Below are 18,263 nucleotides of genomic sequence, written 5' to 3'. Positions count from 1 at the left end.
AGCACCGGATCATGACGACCCGCCATCTTGCGTTGTGCCTGTCTCTTTTCATGTCGGGGGCTCTCGGGCTGGTTGGCTGCAGCCAGCCGGCACCGGATATCACGGTGGAGTATCTCGTGGCTCACCCTGACGAATTGAAAGCGCTTCAGCAAAAGTGCCGATTGGAGCGTGACACGCTGGATGAGCGTGTCTGCGTGATCGTCAGCGAAGCGCAGCATCGCCGCTTCTGGGGCGATGGCAAGACGCGATACACGCCGGGTGGCGGAGTTCGCCATGAATGACATCGGGGTCATTGATCGCTTCCTCGATGTCTTCTCGCGCTACATCGACTCAGGCTTTGGTCTGTTGGGTGGCGAGGTGGCCTGGCTCAGTGCCACCTTGATCGTCATCGACATGACGCTGGCTGGATTGTTCTGGGCTATGGGCGGCGATGAGGTGTTAAGCAAGCTGCTCAAGAAGATCCTCTATGTCGGTGCCTTCGCCTTCATCATCGGCAACTTCAACAGCTTGGCCGGGATCATTTTCAACTCGTTCTCGGGTCTGGGGTTGGTGGCGTCTGGCAGCAACATGACGCAAGCCCAGCTGCTGCAGCCCGGTCGCTTGGCCGAGGTCGGCATCGATGCTGGCCGGCCGATCATGGCCCACATCAAACAGCTCTCCGGGTTCCCCGACTTCTTCATGAATATCGACACCATCGCGGTGATGTTCTTCGCGTGGGTCATCGTCATCATCAGTTTCTTCGTGCTCGCTGTGCAGCTGTTCGTCACGCTGATCGAGTTCAAGCTGACCACCTTGGCGGGTTTTGTGCTGGTGCCTTTTGCGCTCTGGAACAAGACGGCCTTTCTGGCCGAGCGGGTGCTCGGCAATGTCGTCTCATCCGGCATCAAGGTACTGGTGCTGGCCGTGATCATCGGCATCGGCTCGACGATCTTTGGTGAGTTTCAAGCGCCGCAAGGTGCGGAGCCTTCGATTGATGAAGCCTTGGCGATCATGCTGGCTTCGCTCTCGTTGTTTGCACTGGGTATCTTCGGGCCGGGCATCGCCAGTGGCCTGATTGCCGGTGCGCCGCAACTCGGTGCAGGTGCTGCTGCCGGTGCAGCGCTGGGCGCAACTGGGATTGCCGTTGGTGCCGGTGCTGCCGCCATGGGCGGAGCCAAGCTGGCCGGCTCAGTCGGTAGCTCGGCCGTGAAGTCAGCCAGCTCCATGGCCGGTGGTGCTCGCGATGCCTACAGCGCCGGTGCGGCCACCACCGATGGCGGCTGGCGTGGAGCAGCCGCCGGCATCGTCAATGTTGCACGCTCAGGCGCTGCCGCTGTGCAACGCGGTGTGCGCAGTGCCGTCGGCTCCTCTAGCAGCAACGCATCCGACAGCAATCCCTCCTCAGACGGACCACAAAGCGCAGGTAAGTCGCCCGAATGGGCGCAACGCCTGCAGCGCAACCAACGCATTACCCAAGGTGTATCCACCACAGCTCATGTCATGCGCTCGGCCGATCACGGCGGCAGCGGTGCCAGCCCCAGCCTGCGTGACGATTCGGAGAAATGACTATGCGATTCAAACGCGCCCAAGTGCGCTATTCGGAAACCCCCGAACCTGTCACGCCTTATCAGGCAGCCGGTCAGGTCTGGGATCAACGCCTCGGCGCAGCCCGCGTGCAGGCGCAGAACTGGCGACTGATGGCATTCGGCTGTTTGTCACTGAGCTTGATCATGGCCGGTGCACTGGCATGGCGATCAGGCCAGTCGTTGGTTACGCCCTATGTCGTCGAAGTGGACAAGACCGGGCAGGTGCGCGCTATCGGTGAGGCACTGACTCCGTACACGCCAGCGGATGCGCAGATTGCATTTCACCTAGCGCACTTCATCAGCAATGTCCGTTCGCTGGCCATCGACCCGATTGTGGTGCGTCAGAACTGGCTGCAGGCCTACGACTACACCACCGACAAAGGCGCGGCAACGCTCAATGAATTTGCCCGTGTGAATGATCCGTTCGCCCAGGTCGGGCGCAAATCCGTCTCCGTGGAAGTCACCAGCGTTGTCCGCGCCAGCGACAACTCGTTCCAAGTACGCTGGATCGAGCGCCACTACGACAGTGGCACACCCACCGGGCAGGAACGCTGGACGGCGGTGCTGTCCATCGTGCAGCAACCGCCGCGTGACGAAGCACGCCTGCGTAAGAACCCCCTCGGCATCTACATCAACGGGTTGAGCTGGAGCCGCGAATTGGGCTCGGTCGACACCGCTACCCCTCGTTAGGAGTCACACCATGAAGCGATCCGCTGCGTTTGCTGTTCTGCTGCTGGCCGGTTGTGCCAGTCAGCCATCCGTGCCTTTGGATGATGCCGTGCAGGCTGAACCACTGCCGGAGATCCCCAAGCCCATACAAATTGTGGAAGTGCCCAAGCTGTTACCGCTGCCGAACCAGCTCAAGCGTCTGCCGTTAGAAGGCAAAGAAGGCATCAAGGAACCGCTCGATGCCAAGTCGCGGGTGGCGCGCGCCAATCAGGAAGCCCGCGTGATCCCATCGCAGGAGGGCTACATCAACGCGATTCAGGTCTGGCCCTATGCCGATGGCGCGCTCTATCAGCTCTTCACCAGCCCCGGCCGCGTCACCGTGATTGCCCTGCAAGAGGGCGAAGAACTGGTGACGGTCTCGGCCGGCGACACAGTCCGCTGGATCGTCGGTGACACCACCAGCGGTGCTGGTGCGACGCAACGCGTGAACATTCTGGTCAAGCCGACGCGCAGCGGCATCCGAACCAATTTGGTCATCAACACCAATCGCCGTACCTACCTTCTGGAGTTGACCGCGACCGAGAAAGCATGGATGGCCTCGGCCTCGTGGGAGTATCCCAAGGACCGCATGCTGGCCTTGCAGAAGCAGGCCAGCATCGCCGATGCCAAAGCGCCTGTAGCTCAAGGCCTGTCGCTGGAGCAACTCCGTTTTCGTTATGAGATCTCGGGCGACAAACCAGCTTGGCGGCCCGTGCGTGCCTTCGATGATGGCGAGCATGTCTATATCCAATTCCCGGCGCGCATCGCCCAAGGTGAGTTACCGCCGCTGTTCGTGGTTGGCCCGCAAGGTGATGGCCAGTTGGTGAACTACCGCTATCGCGCCCCGTACTACATCGTGGATCGGCTGTTTGGCACCGCTGAGTTACGCCTCGGTGGCGACAAGGCGCAAGCCGTACGGATTGCTCGTAATGATTTGAAGGGAGGTCGTCATGACGACAGCCACGATTGATCCTGCTGGCTTGCCACCAAAAGTCGATCCGGAGAGTCTGGCGCTGCGCGCACAGCCGCGCCCGGTGACGCGACTCAATCGCAAGGTGCTCATGGCCGGCGCTGGCACCGTCTCGCTGGTCTTGCTCGGTGTCACGGCGTGGTCGCTGCAGCCGGTGCAGCGGAAAGCCTCCGAGCAAGGCCCGGAGCTGCACAATGTTGAGCGCGTATCGCGTGCTGAAACCATTGATGCCTTGCCGCAGGACTACAACCAGATGCCGCAGCAGCTTAACGGCTTGCCACCTGGCGTGCCGGCGTTGGGCGATCCGCTGCCGGGCGATTTGGCGAAACCGATGCTGGATGCTCAGCGGGCCGGCACCTATACGCCAACCTATCATGGCGGCTCGCCGGCGATGGCCAACGGCCAATATGGTCGTAGCCAGGAGGAGGTCGCGAAGTCCTCGGTGTTCTTTCGGAGCAGTCAGGCTGGGCAGGGTGGTGCTGTTGCCTCTGCCGCAGCACCAGCGGCTATGGCTAACTCAGCCAGCCCCTTCGATGCACTGTCGGCACAGCTGAGTAGCAGTCCGCAGCAGGGCGACCCTACCGCTACTCAGAACATGCAGGATCAAAAACAGGCCTTCACCGAGCGAGCCGGAGATACGGAAAAGCGTAATACCCGAAATCTGGAAAAGCCGGTATCGCCTTATCAGGTGATGGCGGGGACGCTGATTCCAGCAGCGCTGATCACGGGCATCAACTCCGATCTGCCGGGCCAGATCATCGCTTCAGTCACGGAGCCGGTCTACGACACGGCCACCGGCCGTTACTTACTGGTCCCGCAAGGCTCACGCCTGATTGGTCGCTATGACAGCAAAGTGGCGTTCGGCCAGCGTCGTGTACTGCTGGTCTGGCAGCGCGTCATCCTGCCGGATACCTCGTCGATCTCGCTGGATCGCTTGCCCGGCATTGATCTCGCTGGCTATGCCGGACTTGAAGATGGCGTGGACTGGCACTGGGATCGGATTCTGTCTGGCGTAGCACTTTCCACGCTGCTGGGTGTCGGAGCCGAGTTGGCTGCACCAGATACCAGTGGCGCAGATGGCCGAGTCGTCGTGGCTACCCGTGAAAGCATCCAAGAATCCATCAATACGGTCGGTCAGGAGCTGACGCGCCGCAACTTGAGCATCCAGCCCACGCTGACAATACGGCCAGGTTTTGTGATGCGGGTTATGGTCAACAAGGATCTGGTGCTCAAACCCTATCAGCCGTTGTTTTTCAACAAGGGGATGCCGCAATGACTGCCCTGAGACTCGGGCCACTGCCCAAGACGGAAACCGTGAAGCTCACCATCTCACTGACGGTGGAGCTGAAGGCGCAGTTGGATCGCTATGCGGAGCTGCATAGCCAGACTTGGGGTGAGGCCGTCGATGCGACGGCCTTGGTCCCGCACATGCTGGAAGCTTTTATGGCGCGGGATCGTGGATTTCGGCAGAGTTTTCGTGGTTCTGCTACGGTGCAGTCTCAAACAGTTCGAGATGTTTAGATTTATCGCTAAAATTATAACTAGGCTATAATTCCAATGCGAAATCTAATCATGCACTGCATGTAATGCTTAGAAAGTGTGCTATTTTTAGCCTATGACTATAAATTCTCGAACAAATCTAATCAAAACGCTGCAGGTCACCATGCCACGCGGTGAACCATTTGATCTGGACGGCCTCAAAGCACTGGGTATCAGTGCTGTTCTCGCAGCCAAATATGTCGAGAGCGGCTGGTTGGTGCGATTGGGGCAGGGTGTATATGCCTTCGCCGGCGATGACTGGTCAGCTCATGGTGGCATCAAGCTGCTGCAACATCGAGTGCCGGGTTTGCATCTCGCGGGCAAGTCAGCACTGGCCTTGCAGGGCGTTCGTCACAACCTGGCGCGACGCGAAACGCTCGTGCTTTGGGGGGATGTTCGTCCCTACACGCTGCCAACATGGTTCACCACGCCTTTTCCAGCGCGCTATGTCGGCGCTCAGCTTTTTGACTGGTCACAGCAAGCAGGCCTTGATGCCAAAACAGTACATACGCCACCGGGCGTTACTGAGGGGCTGGTCGTTTCCGTGCCGGAGCGTGCTGTGCTGGAGCTGCTGCACGATGTTGGCACCAAGCAAAGCGTCGAAGAGGCGATGGCATTGTTCGAGAGTCTTCGCAGCCCGCGCGTAGCCGTGATGGGGCAGTTGCTGAGCTGCTGTACCAGCGTGAAGACAGTGCGTTTGTTCCTAGCATGGGCGCGGGAAACCGAACTGCTTGATGTCGATGCGTTGTTGTCGATGTATTCAATCCCGGTTGGCAGTAGCAGTCGTTGGGTCACCCGTCTCAAGGATGGCAATTTGATGAGTTTGAGTCCTCATGGATAAGTTTTACGCGGACACCGTTCGCCTGCTGTTGCAGGTCGCACCCGAGATCTTTGCTAACACTATCTTCGCGATGAAGGGTGGCACAGCCATTAACCTCTTCTTGCGCGACATGCCGAGACTGTCTGTCGATATTGATGTGGTCTATGTCCCTCATCTCACGCTGCGTGATGAAGCACTGCGGGAAATAGCCAATGAGCTTGATGGAATTGCCGCTCGCTTGGAGAGCAGTGGTCTGGCTGTGAAGCGGATTGCCGCCAATGATCAAGGCGAAACCAAGTTGTTAGTGTCGAACGAAGACGCTCTGGTCAAGATTGAGGTCAATATCGTGTTCCGTGGCACGGTCATGCCCATCGTGCGCCAGCCGTTGTGTCAGCGTGCCTCTGATTTGTTTGGGGTTGACCTCATATTGCCCGTGCTGAATTCGGCTGAGTTGTATGGCAGCAAGTTGGTGGCGGCCATGGACAGACAGCATCCACGCGATTTGTTCGACGCGATGCAGATGCTTGAACAGGACGGATTGAGCGACGCAACACTGGAGTGCTTCGTCACCTATCTGGCGGGCCACAACCGGCCGATCCATGAAGTCCTGTTCGGCAATGACAAAGACATCAGCTTGGAGTACCGAGACAACTTCGTTGGCATGACAACCGAGGAAGTGAAATTGGAACAGTTGCTCGCCGTCAGAAAGCGATTAAGAACGGAGATTCCGCAGCGGTTGACCATGAACCAGAAGCGCTTTCTCTCGGGTTTGTCACAAGCAGAACCTGACTGGTCGTTACTGACTTGCCCCCATGCAGAAGAGCTCCCAGCACTTCGCTGGAAACTCGCTAACCTTCAGACATTCCAAAGCAAGCGACCGGATGATTTCAATCGTCAATCGGCGCAGCTGACGGCGCTGTTCGGGCTCTGATTGAGTGATTGATAGTCTGGCCTCTGGCTAGGCAAGCTTCGGCAGTGCGGGTATGTCATCTTCCAGCAATTTCATGAACGGCAGAACCGCGAGAGGGATTGGTGCAGCATGTAAGTCGTGATAACCGGAGAGTGCCCTGTCAATGGCTTGATCACGACATCATCTTGGCCATGCCCGCTGAGCTGTGCCATAGAGGCAAATCCGATGCCGAGACCCGATGCGACCAGAGTAATCATCAAGTTGATGCTATCCGTGAGCTGGACAACATTCACATGCTTGTTGGTCTGCCTGACCAAGCGATGAATTTGCGTATGAACTGAGTTCACACCCTTCGCAGCCGGCAGAATCAGTGGATAGCTGCTCAACTCGGCTATGGTGAAATCATGGCTTCGTGCCAACGAGTGATGATCAGGTAGTAGTGCGCAAAGTCCGTCGTGCCACAGTGGCGCTGATTCAATGTCAGGATCTTCGGGGGCAACCAATGCAAGGCCCAGGTCAATTTCGTGACTGTGAATGGCCTCTTGCAGCTTGTTCGGTGTCATTTCATATAGCCGCACATCCAGCTCGTGATTGTGCTGGCGAAGCTTGCTAATCAAGGTACTGACACGATGCTGCGGCACACCGTCGGTGATGGCGATACGCAGCTGCTGGTTGTAGCCAAGCGAAGCAGACTTGATGGCTGATTTTGCTTGTTCAACGGCAGCCAGTATTCGCCGGGACTCGGCCAAGAAAACCTGGCCTGCTTTTGTGATGGTTGTGCAGCGTGTGGTGCGTTCCAGAAGCCTGACACCCAAGTGATTTTCGAGGTCTTTGATGGCGCGCGATAAAGGCGACTGCTCGATGTGCAGTCGTTTTGCGGCGCGTTGAAAATGCAGCTCTTCAGCAACGGCGATAAAGTAGCGTAAGTGGCGCAATTCCATTGGCGGTGGCTCCAATCCTTGGATTACTTATCAAGTGATGTCATGTATTTGTAATGTATAGATATTTTGTATAAATCCATCTTATGGAATTTTATTTGCTGATTTTGCTGTTTTTGTGTAAATCAAGCGTGGTTAATTCGTAACGGTGAGGTGATTCAGTAGTTTCGGGTCAGGGATTAAGACCCGCAGTGTTTAAATGACATGGTGAAATCACCTAAAATGGAAGCTTTCTGGACACATCAGTAAATACGCAGCTAAGGATATCTCCACTGAAATTTGATGCCCTGCAGCGCGACAAGGCTTGTCATGAGATAGCTATATAAACCTGACTGTCTGCTTGACAAGCTACCGACGCCCTACAGATTTGTCTTTATGGCCAGTATTTTGCCCAGTATCACCCTAGCCAAGTTCGACTGAAGCTGCCCCCTTTTTTTAGGGCAAGTGCCCGCTGGGTTCCTATTTCCGGCAACGGAATATATCCATAAGCGATTGAGTACGGATGACATGCCTATCCACGACAGTGCGGCAACCTACTTTGTTCGTGCGCAGGACGATTCGATGGTTGAAGCCGGCATCTCCTTCTCTCAAGCATTGCGCTTGGTGATGAACCAAGTGGGATACCTTGCCTTTCGCCAGTGACCATACTTAACTTTGATCGGCAAGGTAGTTGACCACTAAATTTGGACTAGCTCACACGTTGAGCTTAAAAATCAAACGATTTTTGTAGACCCAGTTTTAACTCGTTACTAGTAAATTCGAGGTCGTTTGCTGAATCTTTCAGTTTTACATGGCGCCCTTCCACCACTAAGTTAACCACTTCCGTTTTTAATGTGGCACCAAGAATTAGTTCAGGCCCTTTGTAATCGTCTAACTTGATGTAGCTAGCGCCGCCAAAAATATTCAGATTTGGTGCCAGCGTTAGTGTGGCATCGCTGCCAAAAGCGACACCATTGACGTCTGCAACATCTCCATCAACATTCCGCTCCAACGTCACATATTCCACACGGGGAACGACTTTAAGTTGACCATTATCCAGCGCAGTGAAGGCTAGGCCGCCGCGGGTTTCAGTCAATTCATGGCTTATACAAACGGTGCCACAGGTTGAGCCTTCGACTTGTTGCATGCTGCCAAACGCTCGAAATTTGCCATCATTTAAGGCAGCGCGGAAGAAGTAGCCATCGTTCTCTAATGTTGCCGCGACACCAAGCGCCTTAAGTTTCACATCTTGCATGGGAATGTAGCCGGCGGTGAACTCGGCAGTTAGCGCTGAGTTATCAGCAAAGGCTGAAGAAGACATGAGTAAGGTGGCTAGCAGTAGTTTTTTCATGGTGTAACTCCGTGCAGGATGATTGCCCCAAGGATTTCCTTGGGGCATTTGGGGGTATTCAGTTTTTAGTGTTTAAGGCGGCTATTGAATTCAGTTAGCCATGGGCCGGTAGGTAGTTGTTTTTGAAGGCGGGTGAGGGCGTTCATTAGCCGCCTTGGTGATGCGAGCTCGTAAACGCTCTCCCATTCATGAAGCAAACGTTCGAATTGCGGGGGCAGATGCTTGTCAAAGAGCCACGTCAGCCACGCTAAGATCAATTGGCCCCGACGCTCATCGTCAGCCACACAGAGTACGTTTCTAAAGGCTTCGGGTAGACCTTCCATTTCCATGTGTGTCATACGCTCGCAGAGCACTTCGAGCGAAGGGGCAGCAGATAGCCAACTGATTAGGGCTGAAGGTGATTCGGCGTGTGTTCCCCTGGGTGCCGAATGACGCTCACGTTTGGCGATATTAAGTTCAAGGTACTGAGGTAAAGCCATCGGACTGTCGAGCATCTCCATGAAGCATTCGTCATAACTCGCAGATGGACTCAGTCTCATGCGGGTCATTGTTAAGTGCGTCATGTGCGGAATGTCATCCAGCACCGGCATCGAGCCTGCTTTTTTGTTTTCAGCACGTTCGTATACGCACAGTAAGCGCGTGTGTTTGGTCAATAGACCGTAACTCTGGGCATACGCAGCTTGTTGCTTAGCAGGGAGGGTGGTAACACGCTGATAATGCACAAGGGTTGAGGCCGCCGCCGATGTCGTGTTTTGTGTGGGTAGCGTTACTCGCCAGAGCTGGTTTTTACCCTGAATATTTCCGCTAACGATGAGTTGCCCATTCCAGCTCGAACGGTTTAGCAGCCCGTAAAGCTGAAAGACTCCATTTGCAGGAGCGCGCTGGGGAAGATCGGCTAGCCAGTGTGCCTCGTTATCTGCCAACAGCACTTGAAGATCACGAACTTGTGCAGCGCGCATGCGCGACATTAAACGTTCAATATTGACGCGGAGGTCTTCTCCGGGGCTGACTAAAAGGCATTCGCCACCACTCGCGAGTGCCAGTGCCGCTAATTGTGTCTCAGCTGGCGCATGACCAACGCCAATAGCAAATACGCGATGCTTGGCTTTGCTTAATTTTTTCACCATGGCGTCGATGTGGTTGACTTGGCCATCGGTAATAAGCAGGATGTCACTGCCCGATGATTCGAGGTTTGCATCGCCCATTGCCAAGCAATGTTTAAGCGCCAATTCCATTTCGGTGCCACCCAGCGTAGCGTCCACATTGGCTAGGGCGCGTCGCCAAGAAGCGCGATTTTTGGAACTCCATACCTGCAGGCCTTGCGTCATTGGCTCCACTGAGCTTCCAAACAAGCTGACGGCGAAATGTTCTCCGTCGCGAAGTTGAGTTAGTGCATGCAAGGCTCCTTCACGTGCGGCCACCATGCTGTCACCCGCCATAGAGCCCGAGCAGTCAATGAGTAATTTTAGGGTTACGGGGTTGGATTGCTGACGTAAGTCAGCGCTTATTGGAAGTTCGAATTGAGCCAACAACGCCGCGTGGTCTGAAGGCTGATCTGGAGAGATCAGTAGAGCCTGACCGACAGTGCTTGGCGATTGCCACGTGATGACGAGATCTCGGTTCATCAACCCACAGAAACAGTATTCTCCCCTAGCTGGCAGTCTGTAGTTGTATTCAATAGCTGGATCTGCAAGCGCCGTTAAGTTATGGCCAGAGGGACAAGTTAAATCACGGTGATGCTCAATATTTGACTTTACATATAGCGAAATTGGATATGCCACTAAAGCATCTTGGCTCGCCTGCTGTGGCAGCCCGTGGCTTATGGGCTGAGCACCAAAGCGGGGAGCAATCGTCGTGGGTAGCGTGAACTTACATTCGCCGGACTTCGGCGAAACCCACTGTGCGTAGCGTAAGGTGACGACCGCTTTTTCTTCGGGCATCAAGTTACCCAATTGCATACGGATTTGGTTTTCAGGAAGGCGCTCTATGAGCACCGGCGTATTGCCTTCGCTGATGGCGTCTTCGTAATCTTGTTCGGCGGTGTCCGCGGGAAGAATCTTGCCAAGCAAGACTTCATCGTTAATTTCAAGGTCAACACCCAGCAACACCGCATCTGCTGCCAAGGGAAAAATTAGATGTAATTCAAGATCGTCGTCACCGGTATTTTCATAGCTAAAGTTCAGACTGACCTCAGCCAATGGGCCCTTAAGCTCAAGCGTGCCATCGATGCCTTTAAACGCGTTCTTATGTGGTGCCGTTTCGATTTGAGTGTGTGCGGAAAGTTCAGATAACCATTTCATATTGATGCTCCTGAGTCCTAAATAGCCATGTTGGTCATGGCTGTTTTTGGTGCTTTTCCTTGCCGTTTATGGCGCTTTAATGTCTTGCCAAGCCGCTAACACAGCACGTGCAAGGGCTTGTAACTGCTCTTCACTCACTTGGGCGCTGTGAGCATCCACATTGAGCGTTAACCCTTGCATCAGTGTGATTTGTCGAATCACGGCGATGCTTCCTGGTAGGGCCTGCTCCGGTAGATGCGAGAGCACTTGTTGCGGATTAGCAATCAGCCCCCGAATCCGCTCTAGCGACAAACCGGCATCACTCCATTGCTTGATGCTGAGCAACTGCTGCAAATGCTGCTGGTGGTAAGTCGCAGTCCGTCGCTCACCCTCCGGCCTGTCTACCAAGCCAAGTTGTATGTAGTAGCGAATCGTTCGTAGTGGCAGCCCGGTTAGTTCGACCAGTTGCTGCAAACTGAACACAGTTGCCATGGCTTAGATCTCATTGACAGCGATAGTGATAATAATGCTGTCAATAAAGTTGACTAGTGTCAAACCGTTGTTGGTCTGTGGTCGATGTGTAAAACAGGGTTGTTTTGCTTAGTTCTAGCGCAGATAGTTACTAGCAATTAACAAGGAAGTACGGTGATGATTAATTCAGAACTCGCGGTTCGTTAAGAGCCCGAGAGGCCTCTTTAGGGACTTGCTGTGCTGATTCATAGGGGATTCCACCCAAGCATCCAAGAGTCATCTGTTGCTGACTGATTTAGACGATAGGAGAGTAACGGTTAAGCGCATCTCTGGCGACTTTACTACGACAAAAAGTTCTCTGACTTGATTCGTTTTAAAATTAAGAGATTTTTCCTTGAGGCCAGAGCCGTGGCAGCAGCAAATGTAGGACACTTTTTAAATCTAATAAAACATAACGTTCATAGTTTTCAGGAGTTTGTATGTCTTTGGTAGTATCAATATTTGGATATATGGTTGCATTTTTATGCTCCCTATACGGGATGTGGCTATCTATCGATTTAATATTCGATAAATTCGGATTTATTGCAGCTGCGATATCTATAGCTTTTTTCCCAGCTACGTTGATGGTTGTGCCTTGGTATGAAGCAATAGCCAATTCAAATTGGATGATTCTTCAATTGGTTTATGGCGGATTGGCATTTAGTATGGTTTTGGAATTTGTTGCTAAAAACTTCAGATGGTTATTTTTCCCTGCAGACTGATTCAGGGCTATATTTTTGTTTTGGATGTCGAAGATACCTTGGCTTAGACATGAGTCACTTTTTGGTGCATGTGAAATCTGGGCAGCACACAAGCGGCATCTATTGACTTTTCTGATTTTTATGACTGACACAATCCGTCCTCAGCCTTGGTCTTATGAATTTGGTGATCAGACCATTAAATTTTCAATTTTAGTGCGCTTTTTATTTGTAGGTATTTTTGTTGGTATAATTAGATATTTTATCTTTAAGATACTGATTTTAATAGTGTAGTGAATCCCTCCTTCTCCTCCAAATCACGCCTAAGCACATGGCTAACAAAGAAAACCCTCGCTCAGTCGCTGACTGGCGAGGGTTTTTGCTTAATGCAGCAAGTTAAACTGAAGTACGTAAACCAGAGCGCCCGCAATATAGCCGGCCAATGCCAACAGGCTGATGTTTTTCACATACCAAACAAATTCGATTTTTTCTAAGCCCATCGCAGCGACGCCTGCAGCGGAGCCAATAATCAAAATCGAACCGCCGGTGCCCGCGCAGTAAGCCAAGAACTCCCATAGGAAGCTGTCGGTGGGGAATTGCTCTAGGCTGTACATGCCCATGGCAGCAGCCACGAGGGGAACGTTATCGACAATCGCGCTGGCAACGCCAATCAAAAACACAATGATGTCTAGGCGGCCTAGGGTGTTGTCTAACCAGCTCGCTAAATCAGTGAGGACGTGCGAGTGCTCAAGGGTCGCTACCGCCAAAAGAATACCAATAAAAAACACGATGGATGACATGTCGATACGGGTTAACGCATGCACTAGCGTCAGGTGTTGCTTGTCTTCTTCAGCCTTGTTGCGATGCAGCAGGTCGGCGACTAGCCAAAGAATACCTAAGCCGAAAAACACGCCCATAAAGGGGGGTAAATGCGTGGCGGTTTTGAAGATGGGCACGGAGACGAGAGCTCCGAGGCCCAGAAAGAACACCAGATTACGCTCTAGCGCCGTCGTTGAGCTTTCCGTGGCCGAATTAACCGGCTGGGCGGGCGCCACAACAGGCTTTCCGCGTAGCATGAAGCTGACTATTGCGAGCGGGACCGCGAGGTTCACGATCGAGGGCAAAAACACGCCCTGAATAATATTGACTGGGGTGATTTGGCCGCCGATCCACAGCATGGTGGTGGTGACATCGCCAATCGGAGACCAGGCACCGCCCGAGTTGGCGGCAATCACGACCATCCCCGCAAAGAGCAGGCGATCACTGTGCTTATTAATGAGTTTCTTGAGCAGCGAGATCATGACAATGGTGGTGGTGAGGTTGTCGAGAATGGCGCTAAGAAAAAATGTCACCACACCCACCAAAAGCATCAATGAGGAGAGTTGGGTGGTTTTGATGTTTCGGGTAACCACTTCAAAGCCATTGTGCGCGTCAATCACTTCCACAATAGTCATCGCGCCAATCAGGAAGAAGACAATCTGCGCGGTGCTGATGAGTGTTTCTGACAGCTCATGGCTGACAACGTCTGTGTTGTTAGTGGCGATGGCGTAAATCGTCCACAGCAAGCCTGCGCCTACTAGCGCTGAGGCGGATTTATTGACTTTAAGGGGATGCTCAAGCGCGATGGCTAGGTAGGCTAAAACAAAGATTAAAATCAGTGCAGTGATCATGGTGTTCCCGAATTGAGTGCTTTTGATAAGGCTTGAGATAGCACATTCTAAGCTTGGAACTGGGCTAAAGTAGGCCAGAAGGCCTACCGTTCGTCTTGGTGATCACTGACAGATCTGTGCTCAGCTGTTGGTCTCCGGAGTTGCTGCCTTGCCAGCCGAGAGTAGGGCACGATAACGTGCGTCGAGCGCCGGGTCGCTGTCGGGATATTCCGGTGCGAGTTGGCTTAACTGCTCCCGTAACATGCCCGCAACGGCCGCTCGTGCCTGCGCTTTACTGTCGGCTGGAATGAGGTGCCAAGGTGCATCAGGCGTACTGGTTGCCTCTACCATATCGGCCATGGCACTGAGGTAGGGCTCACGCAGAGCAAAGGTGCCGAGATCGGAAGGGTCAAATTTCCAGCGTTTTCTGGGTTCATCTAAGCGTTTCAGCAAGCGTTGCTTTTGCTCAGCCTCCGACTGATGTAGCCAGACCTTAATGATCTGTGTGCCGTGGTCCTGCCAGTGTTTTTCGAGGGCATTGATGCTGCGGTAGCGCGCTTGCCAAAAGCGTTTGCTGGTTTCAGCACCCGGCAGCAAACGCTCGGCAAGCACGGCTTCGTAATGACTACGATTAAACGCCACTACTTGCCCAAAGGCCGGCAGCTTAGGAATGACGCGCCACAGGAAGTCATGTTTCAGCTCTTCCGGGCTGGGACGGCCAAAGGAGTAAACGCGAAAGCCAGCCGGATCCAGACCCTGTGCCAGGGTACGCAGAAGGCTGTCTTTACCACTGGCATCCAAGCCTTGCAGAATCAGTAAAACGGCGTGCTGCCCATTCGCGTGTAATTTACGCTGGGCTTCAGATAAACCGTCTAGGCACTCAGACAGTTCGGGTAGCGCCGCTAAATCAGCTTTGGACATGGCCGTGGCGAGTTTGTCTGGGTTTGGCCGCCCCTCACTCCAGGCCCAGCGTGTTAGTAGCGAGCTAGTCATTTGCTAACCGTTCTGGCGCAGACCACGCGAACTACATCCACACCGGGGGGGCGGCAATCCGGAAGCTGCTCACGAAACTCACTGGGCTTTAGCAATACGCCTTGGCTAAATCCAGCCTGTGTGAGTGCGGCTTCGGCCGTACCCGTATCTTTAAAGTGAAGGTGCACACGACCACCGACAAAGGTCGATAGCAAACTCATGAAGGTGCGTGTGGCGGGGCCGCGGTTATTGGCCTTGATGTGTAGATCCGATAAATACAGCCCATGTTGGAAGCCACTGAGCACACCCGCAAAGCGCGCCCACATGCGCTCGACAGTCGGCGTGTCGAAATAGTTCACCAAGCCTTCCGTAATAATGGCCAAGCCCTTGTTCGGGTCGAGTTTGGCGGCAATTTCAGCCAAGCTGTCAGCGCCGGTATCCGCGAGTGCATTGATGATGCGGACATGATGTTGATCTGAGTTCAGGCCGCCCGCTTGCAACAAGCTGTGCTTGTATTTAGCCATGTCTACAAGGTCGGCTTCGATATAGGTAATTCGGTTGCGATGGCGCGATGCAAAGCGCCAGCCCCGAGGGGATAAGCCTGCTGCAATTTCGATGACTTGAGAAATTTCACCCGACTCTATGGCGCGTTCAAGTTGCAAATCGATCAGGCGATGTCGAGCGAGTAAAAACGCTTCTAGCGTGGGGCCGCCCAATAGTTTAGCTGCGGCCATAGGCGCTTTAAGCGCGTAGTAAAATGCCTGCCCCTGAAGGGTCGCAAATGCGGGGTGCGATAAGCCATGGTGTAACCAGACCGTTCCGGTGTAGTGCGCGGTGGGGCTAATCAGTTCCGGGTTATCGCGGGGCATAGTGATACGGCTCTATGAGTGAATAAGTCCCGAGATTACTTGGAGGGTGTGCTCTCTGTCATCCACGATGTATTACGAACCATCACACCCCATTTCGATTCCGATTTTCGCAACCATTGCCAAGTGCCCTGCAAGCGCCACCACGAATTCATTTGGCGATAACCAAAGTTCTCCAGTACGGCCCAGAGGAACAGCGTGGCGGTATCTCTAAAGCTGGGGTAGACGTGAAAGCTACGCTCCTCCAGCACCAAGGCCAGTGAGGACAAGAGCAAGCCCAAACCGACCACGGCAGCTAAGAACAGTAAGCTGGCGCCGACATTCAAATAGCCGAAATACGCCAGCAAAATAGTGAAAATCATGCCCAATACTTCGATGATGGGACTCAACGCTTCCACAATCACCATAAATGGGAAGGCCAGCCAGCCCACTTTTCCAGAGCCCTTTTGAAAGCACAGTTTGCGATGGGCATACAAGGTTTCTAAAAGACCGCGTTGCCAGCGTATGCGTTGCTTACGCAGGGTTGGTCGATCTTCCGGGGCATCTGTCCAACACACCGGATCGGGAACGAAATTGATGGTATAGGGGCGCTTTTTTTCAAGCGCGTAGCGGTGCAGACGCACCACCAACTCCATGTCTTCGCCTAGGCTAGTTGACAGGTAGCCGCCCACTTCAATGACATTTTCACGTTTAAACACGCCAAACGCGCCGCTGATGATGAGCAAGGCTTGCAGCCGCGACCAGCCCAGCCGGCCGAAGAGAAATGCCCGCAAGTATTCCAGCACCTGAATTCGCGATAACCACGACTGTGGTAGTCCCGTTTTGATGAGGCGGCCATCGTGGACTTGGCAGCCATTAACAATACGCACACTACCACCGGCCGCGATGGTATTGGGCTTCTCCAAGAAAGTTCGCACCACGCGCAGCAGGCTGTCGCGATCCAAAATGGAGTCGGCATCCATGCCGCAATACAGCGGCATACGCGCTACGTTAATACCGGCATTGTTGGCATCCGCTTTACCGCCGCCATTGGCCTTATCCACCATGATTAAGTTGGGGTGGTTGTGGGAGCGGTAGACCTGTTTAATGGGTTTGCACGACACCGCGTATTCAAACGCATAGGGGCAGGGATACATATTAAATTCGCGTTGCATCACGCCGAGGGTGTCGTCACTGCCGCCATCATGAATCACAATCAATTCAAACAATGGGTAATCCAGCTGCAACAGGGAACGAACTGAGGTGGCAATGAGCTGCTCTTCGTTATAAGCCGTGAGCAATATGCTGACGCCAGGCAGGCTGCTTTCATAGACGCGCGGCAAGTGCAGGTCTTTGCCCCCGCGTGTACTTTTTTTCACCACATACAGTGCAACAATATTCAGCGAGATATAACTCGTACCCACAATGATTTGATAAATCAAAAAGAACCAGAACAGGCCATTAATTAATTGCCCTTGCCAACCAAAGCCGATAGCGGCCGGTGCGACCCAATACCACTCAACCATCATAGGCCACCTGAACTCGTGGGGTGGTGTCGCTACATACCCATATGGATTCGATTTCTAGCGCCAGCCAACCTTTATGGAAGAGTAACTCTGACCAGTGTAGGCGTGCTGACTCTGTTGTCAGCACAGACATGATAGCTTGAGCGGCCGTAGGCTCATTCAAGATGCTCATGAGGCTGTGTGCGGCGGCTTGTTGATTTAACCAAGTGTCGCTATTGAGCGTATGGATCAGTTGTGCTTTGTCATGCAGATCGCCCAGACGCCCCAAGGCGTTAAGGCTTTCATGACGAACGGCTGGAAGCGTATTTTTACAGCTGGCTCTGACCAAAGGTATAAACAGCGGGTCTGTGGTGTGTTTAATAATGACCAGTAGTAGTGGCGCGCTGTCGGGGAACCGTCTTAAGGCAAGCTTAGCTGCGTCACTGGCCTCTGAAGGCGCGAGGGCGTAGATCAGCTCAAAGAGCTTGGGCATTTGCGCTTCGCTCAGTGTTTCTGCTGCCAAGGTCACATAGTGCGTCTGCAAGGTACGCGGTGCAGCACTGATCAGTTGGCGCACTCGACCAATAGGCCAGCCTGGGGTGTCTATTCGTTTTAAGAGCTCAGGCAAGCCTTGTTCCGGCTCAATTTCCATAAATGCTTTCATGGCCGCGAGAGAGATGAGTGGGTAAGGGTCATCGATGCGCTCACGGATATCATCCAATGCCCGGCGCTCTTTCAGTAAGCCGAGTGCCATGATGGCGAGTAGCTTTTCATCTATGGTGTTTGATTTGAGCCAAGGGAGCAGTCGGTTCTCAAAGTCCAGCCATTGCCCGAGCCGAATCAGGCCTTTGGCAGCATCTGCGCCACGAATGCGGTCAAAGGTTTGCAGCCACATTTCGACTAAGTCGTAGAGGTCACGCTGATCCATCGGGGGCAGCTTTTCAGGCTCTTGGACCATGAGCGCTTGAAAGCAAAACTCTCGCCATTGTTGCTCGACTTTAGCGGAGCGAATCTCCATACGCTGG

At 53.7% G+C, this 18,263-nt stretch carries 19 protein-coding genes; 10 read left to right on the top strand and 9 right to left on the bottom strand.

Annotated features, from left to right (window positions below):
- The first annotated feature begins 11 nt into the window (after window positions 1-11).
- The 8 genes from AC14IB_RS02845 (at window position 12) to AC14IB_RS02810 (ending at window position 6,533) form a co-directional block, all read left to right on the top strand.
- Window positions 12-281, top strand: coding sequence for an EexN family lipoprotein (locus AC14IB_RS02845; RefSeq protein ID WP_068858626.1), 270 nt, complete (start codon window positions 12-14; stop codon window positions 279-281).
- Entirely contained in the window at window positions 274-1,545 is a 1,272-nt protein-coding gene (trbL, locus tag AC14IB_RS02840) for a P-type conjugative transfer protein TrbL (protein WP_484230464.1), read from the top strand. Before AC14IB_RS02845 ends, trbL begins: the two co-directional genes overlap by 8 nt.
- 2 nt (window positions 1,546-1,547) lie before the next feature.
- Window positions 1,548-2,255, top strand: a complete 708-nt coding sequence (gene trbF, locus AC14IB_RS02835) for a conjugal transfer protein TrbF (protein ID WP_484230463.1) — start codon at window positions 1,548-1,550, stop codon at window positions 2,253-2,255.
- A 10-nt stretch (window positions 2,256-2,265) separates the two neighbouring features.
- Window positions 2,266-3,243 (top strand): P-type conjugative transfer protein TrbG, encoded by a 978-nt coding sequence (trbG, locus tag AC14IB_RS02830; RefSeq protein WP_484230462.1) that lies wholly within the window; start codon window positions 2,266-2,268, stop codon window positions 3,241-3,243.
- Window positions 3,224-4,519, top strand: a complete 1,296-nt coding sequence (locus AC14IB_RS02825; protein ID WP_484230461.1) for a TraB/TrbI/VirB10 family type IV secretion system protein — start codon at window positions 3,224-3,226, stop codon at window positions 4,517-4,519. Before trbG ends, AC14IB_RS02825 begins: the two co-directional genes overlap by 20 nt.
- Entirely contained in the window at window positions 4,516-4,764 is a 249-nt protein-coding gene (locus AC14IB_RS02820) for a DUF2274 domain-containing protein (RefSeq protein ID WP_484230460.1), read from the top strand. Before AC14IB_RS02825 ends, AC14IB_RS02820 begins: the two co-directional genes overlap by 4 nt.
- A 94-nt stretch (window positions 4,765-4,858) precedes the next feature.
- Window positions 4,859-5,623: a type IV toxin-antitoxin system AbiEi family antitoxin domain-containing protein gene (locus AC14IB_RS02815; RefSeq protein WP_484230459.1), complete on the top strand. Its 765-nt coding sequence runs from the start codon at window positions 4,859-4,861 to the stop codon at window positions 5,621-5,623.
- Window positions 5,616-6,533, top strand: a complete 918-nt coding sequence (locus AC14IB_RS02810; RefSeq protein WP_484230458.1) for a nucleotidyl transferase AbiEii/AbiGii toxin family protein — start codon at window positions 5,616-5,618, stop codon at window positions 6,531-6,533. Before AC14IB_RS02815 ends, AC14IB_RS02810 begins: the two co-directional genes overlap by 8 nt.
- A 71-nt stretch (window positions 6,534-6,604) precedes the next feature.
- Here the strand turns inward: AC14IB_RS02810 and AC14IB_RS02805 are convergent, their stop codons facing one another.
- Complete coding sequence (locus tag AC14IB_RS02805; RefSeq protein WP_484230457.1) at window positions 6,605-7,453, bottom strand: LysR family transcriptional regulator; 849 nt, start codon at window positions 7,451-7,453, stop codon at window positions 6,605-6,607.
- A 504-nt stretch (window positions 7,454-7,957) separates the two neighbouring features.
- Between AC14IB_RS02805 and AC14IB_RS02800 the strand changes: the two genes are divergently transcribed.
- Window positions 7,958-8,092 carry a hypothetical protein gene (locus tag AC14IB_RS02800; RefSeq protein WP_484230456.1) on the top strand — a complete coding sequence of 45 codons (135 nt, stop codon included), beginning with the start codon at window positions 7,958-7,960 and terminating at the stop codon, window positions 8,090-8,092.
- A gap of 64 nt (window positions 8,093-8,156) precedes the next feature.
- Here the strand turns inward: AC14IB_RS02800 and AC14IB_RS02795 are convergent, their stop codons facing one another.
- The 3 genes from AC14IB_RS02795 to AC14IB_RS02785 all read right to left on the bottom strand — a co-directional run bounded on the left by AC14IB_RS02795 (window position 8,157) and on the right by AC14IB_RS02785 (window position 11,551).
- On the bottom strand, window positions 8,157-8,780 hold the full coding sequence (locus tag AC14IB_RS02795; RefSeq protein WP_484230455.1) for a hypothetical protein: 624 nt from the start codon (window positions 8,778-8,780) through the stop codon (window positions 8,157-8,159).
- A 65-nt stretch (window positions 8,781-8,845) separates the two neighbouring features.
- Window positions 8,846-11,080 (bottom strand): VIT and vWA domain-containing protein, encoded by a 2,235-nt coding sequence (locus tag AC14IB_RS02790; protein WP_484230454.1) that lies wholly within the window; start codon window positions 11,078-11,080, stop codon window positions 8,846-8,848.
- Between the two features lie 66 nt (window positions 11,081-11,146).
- Window positions 11,147-11,551 carry a helix-turn-helix domain-containing protein gene (locus AC14IB_RS02785; RefSeq protein WP_484230453.1) on the bottom strand — a complete coding sequence of 135 codons (405 nt, stop codon included), beginning with the start codon at window positions 11,549-11,551 and terminating at the stop codon, window positions 11,147-11,149.
- Between the two features lie 458 nt (window positions 11,552-12,009).
- Here AC14IB_RS02785 and AC14IB_RS02780 point away from each other — a divergent pair, with 458 nt between their 5' ends.
- Window positions 12,010-12,291 (top strand): hypothetical protein, encoded by a 282-nt coding sequence (locus AC14IB_RS02780; RefSeq protein ID WP_484230452.1) that lies wholly within the window; start codon window positions 12,010-12,012, stop codon window positions 12,289-12,291.
- A 359-nt stretch (window positions 12,292-12,650) separates the two neighbouring features.
- Here AC14IB_RS02780 and nhaD read toward each other — a convergent pair whose 3' ends face one another.
- From nhaD to AC14IB_RS02755, 5 genes are all read right to left on the bottom strand, one after another.
- On the bottom strand, window positions 12,651-13,937 hold the full coding sequence (gene nhaD, locus AC14IB_RS02775) for a sodium:proton antiporter NhaD (RefSeq protein ID WP_484230451.1): 1,287 nt from the start codon (window positions 13,935-13,937) through the stop codon (window positions 12,651-12,653).
- Between the two features lie 120 nt (window positions 13,938-14,057).
- On the bottom strand, window positions 14,058-14,909 hold the full coding sequence (locus AC14IB_RS02770) for a PPK2 family polyphosphate kinase (RefSeq protein WP_484230450.1): 852 nt from the start codon (window positions 14,907-14,909) through the stop codon (window positions 14,058-14,060).
- On the bottom strand, window positions 14,906-15,757 hold the full coding sequence (locus AC14IB_RS02765; protein ID WP_484230449.1) for a class I SAM-dependent methyltransferase: 852 nt from the start codon (window positions 15,755-15,757) through the stop codon (window positions 14,906-14,908). Before AC14IB_RS02765 ends, AC14IB_RS02770 begins: the two co-directional genes overlap by 4 nt.
- Before the next feature lie 35 nt (window positions 15,758-15,792).
- Window positions 15,793-17,262, bottom strand: a complete 1,470-nt coding sequence (locus AC14IB_RS02760; protein ID WP_484230448.1) for a glycosyltransferase family 2 protein — start codon at window positions 17,260-17,262, stop codon at window positions 15,793-15,795.
- A complete protein-coding gene (locus AC14IB_RS02755; RefSeq protein WP_484230447.1) occupies window positions 17,252-18,256 on the bottom strand; it encodes a HEAT repeat domain-containing protein in 1,005 nt (334 codons plus the stop codon). The genes AC14IB_RS02760 and AC14IB_RS02755 overlap by 11 nt, the downstream gene beginning before the upstream one ends.
- Window positions 18,257-18,263 lie beyond the last annotated feature (7 nt).

Source organism: Perlucidibaca sp., from assembly GCF_057084925.1.
This window is presented reverse-complemented; position numbering and strand designations above follow the sequence as displayed.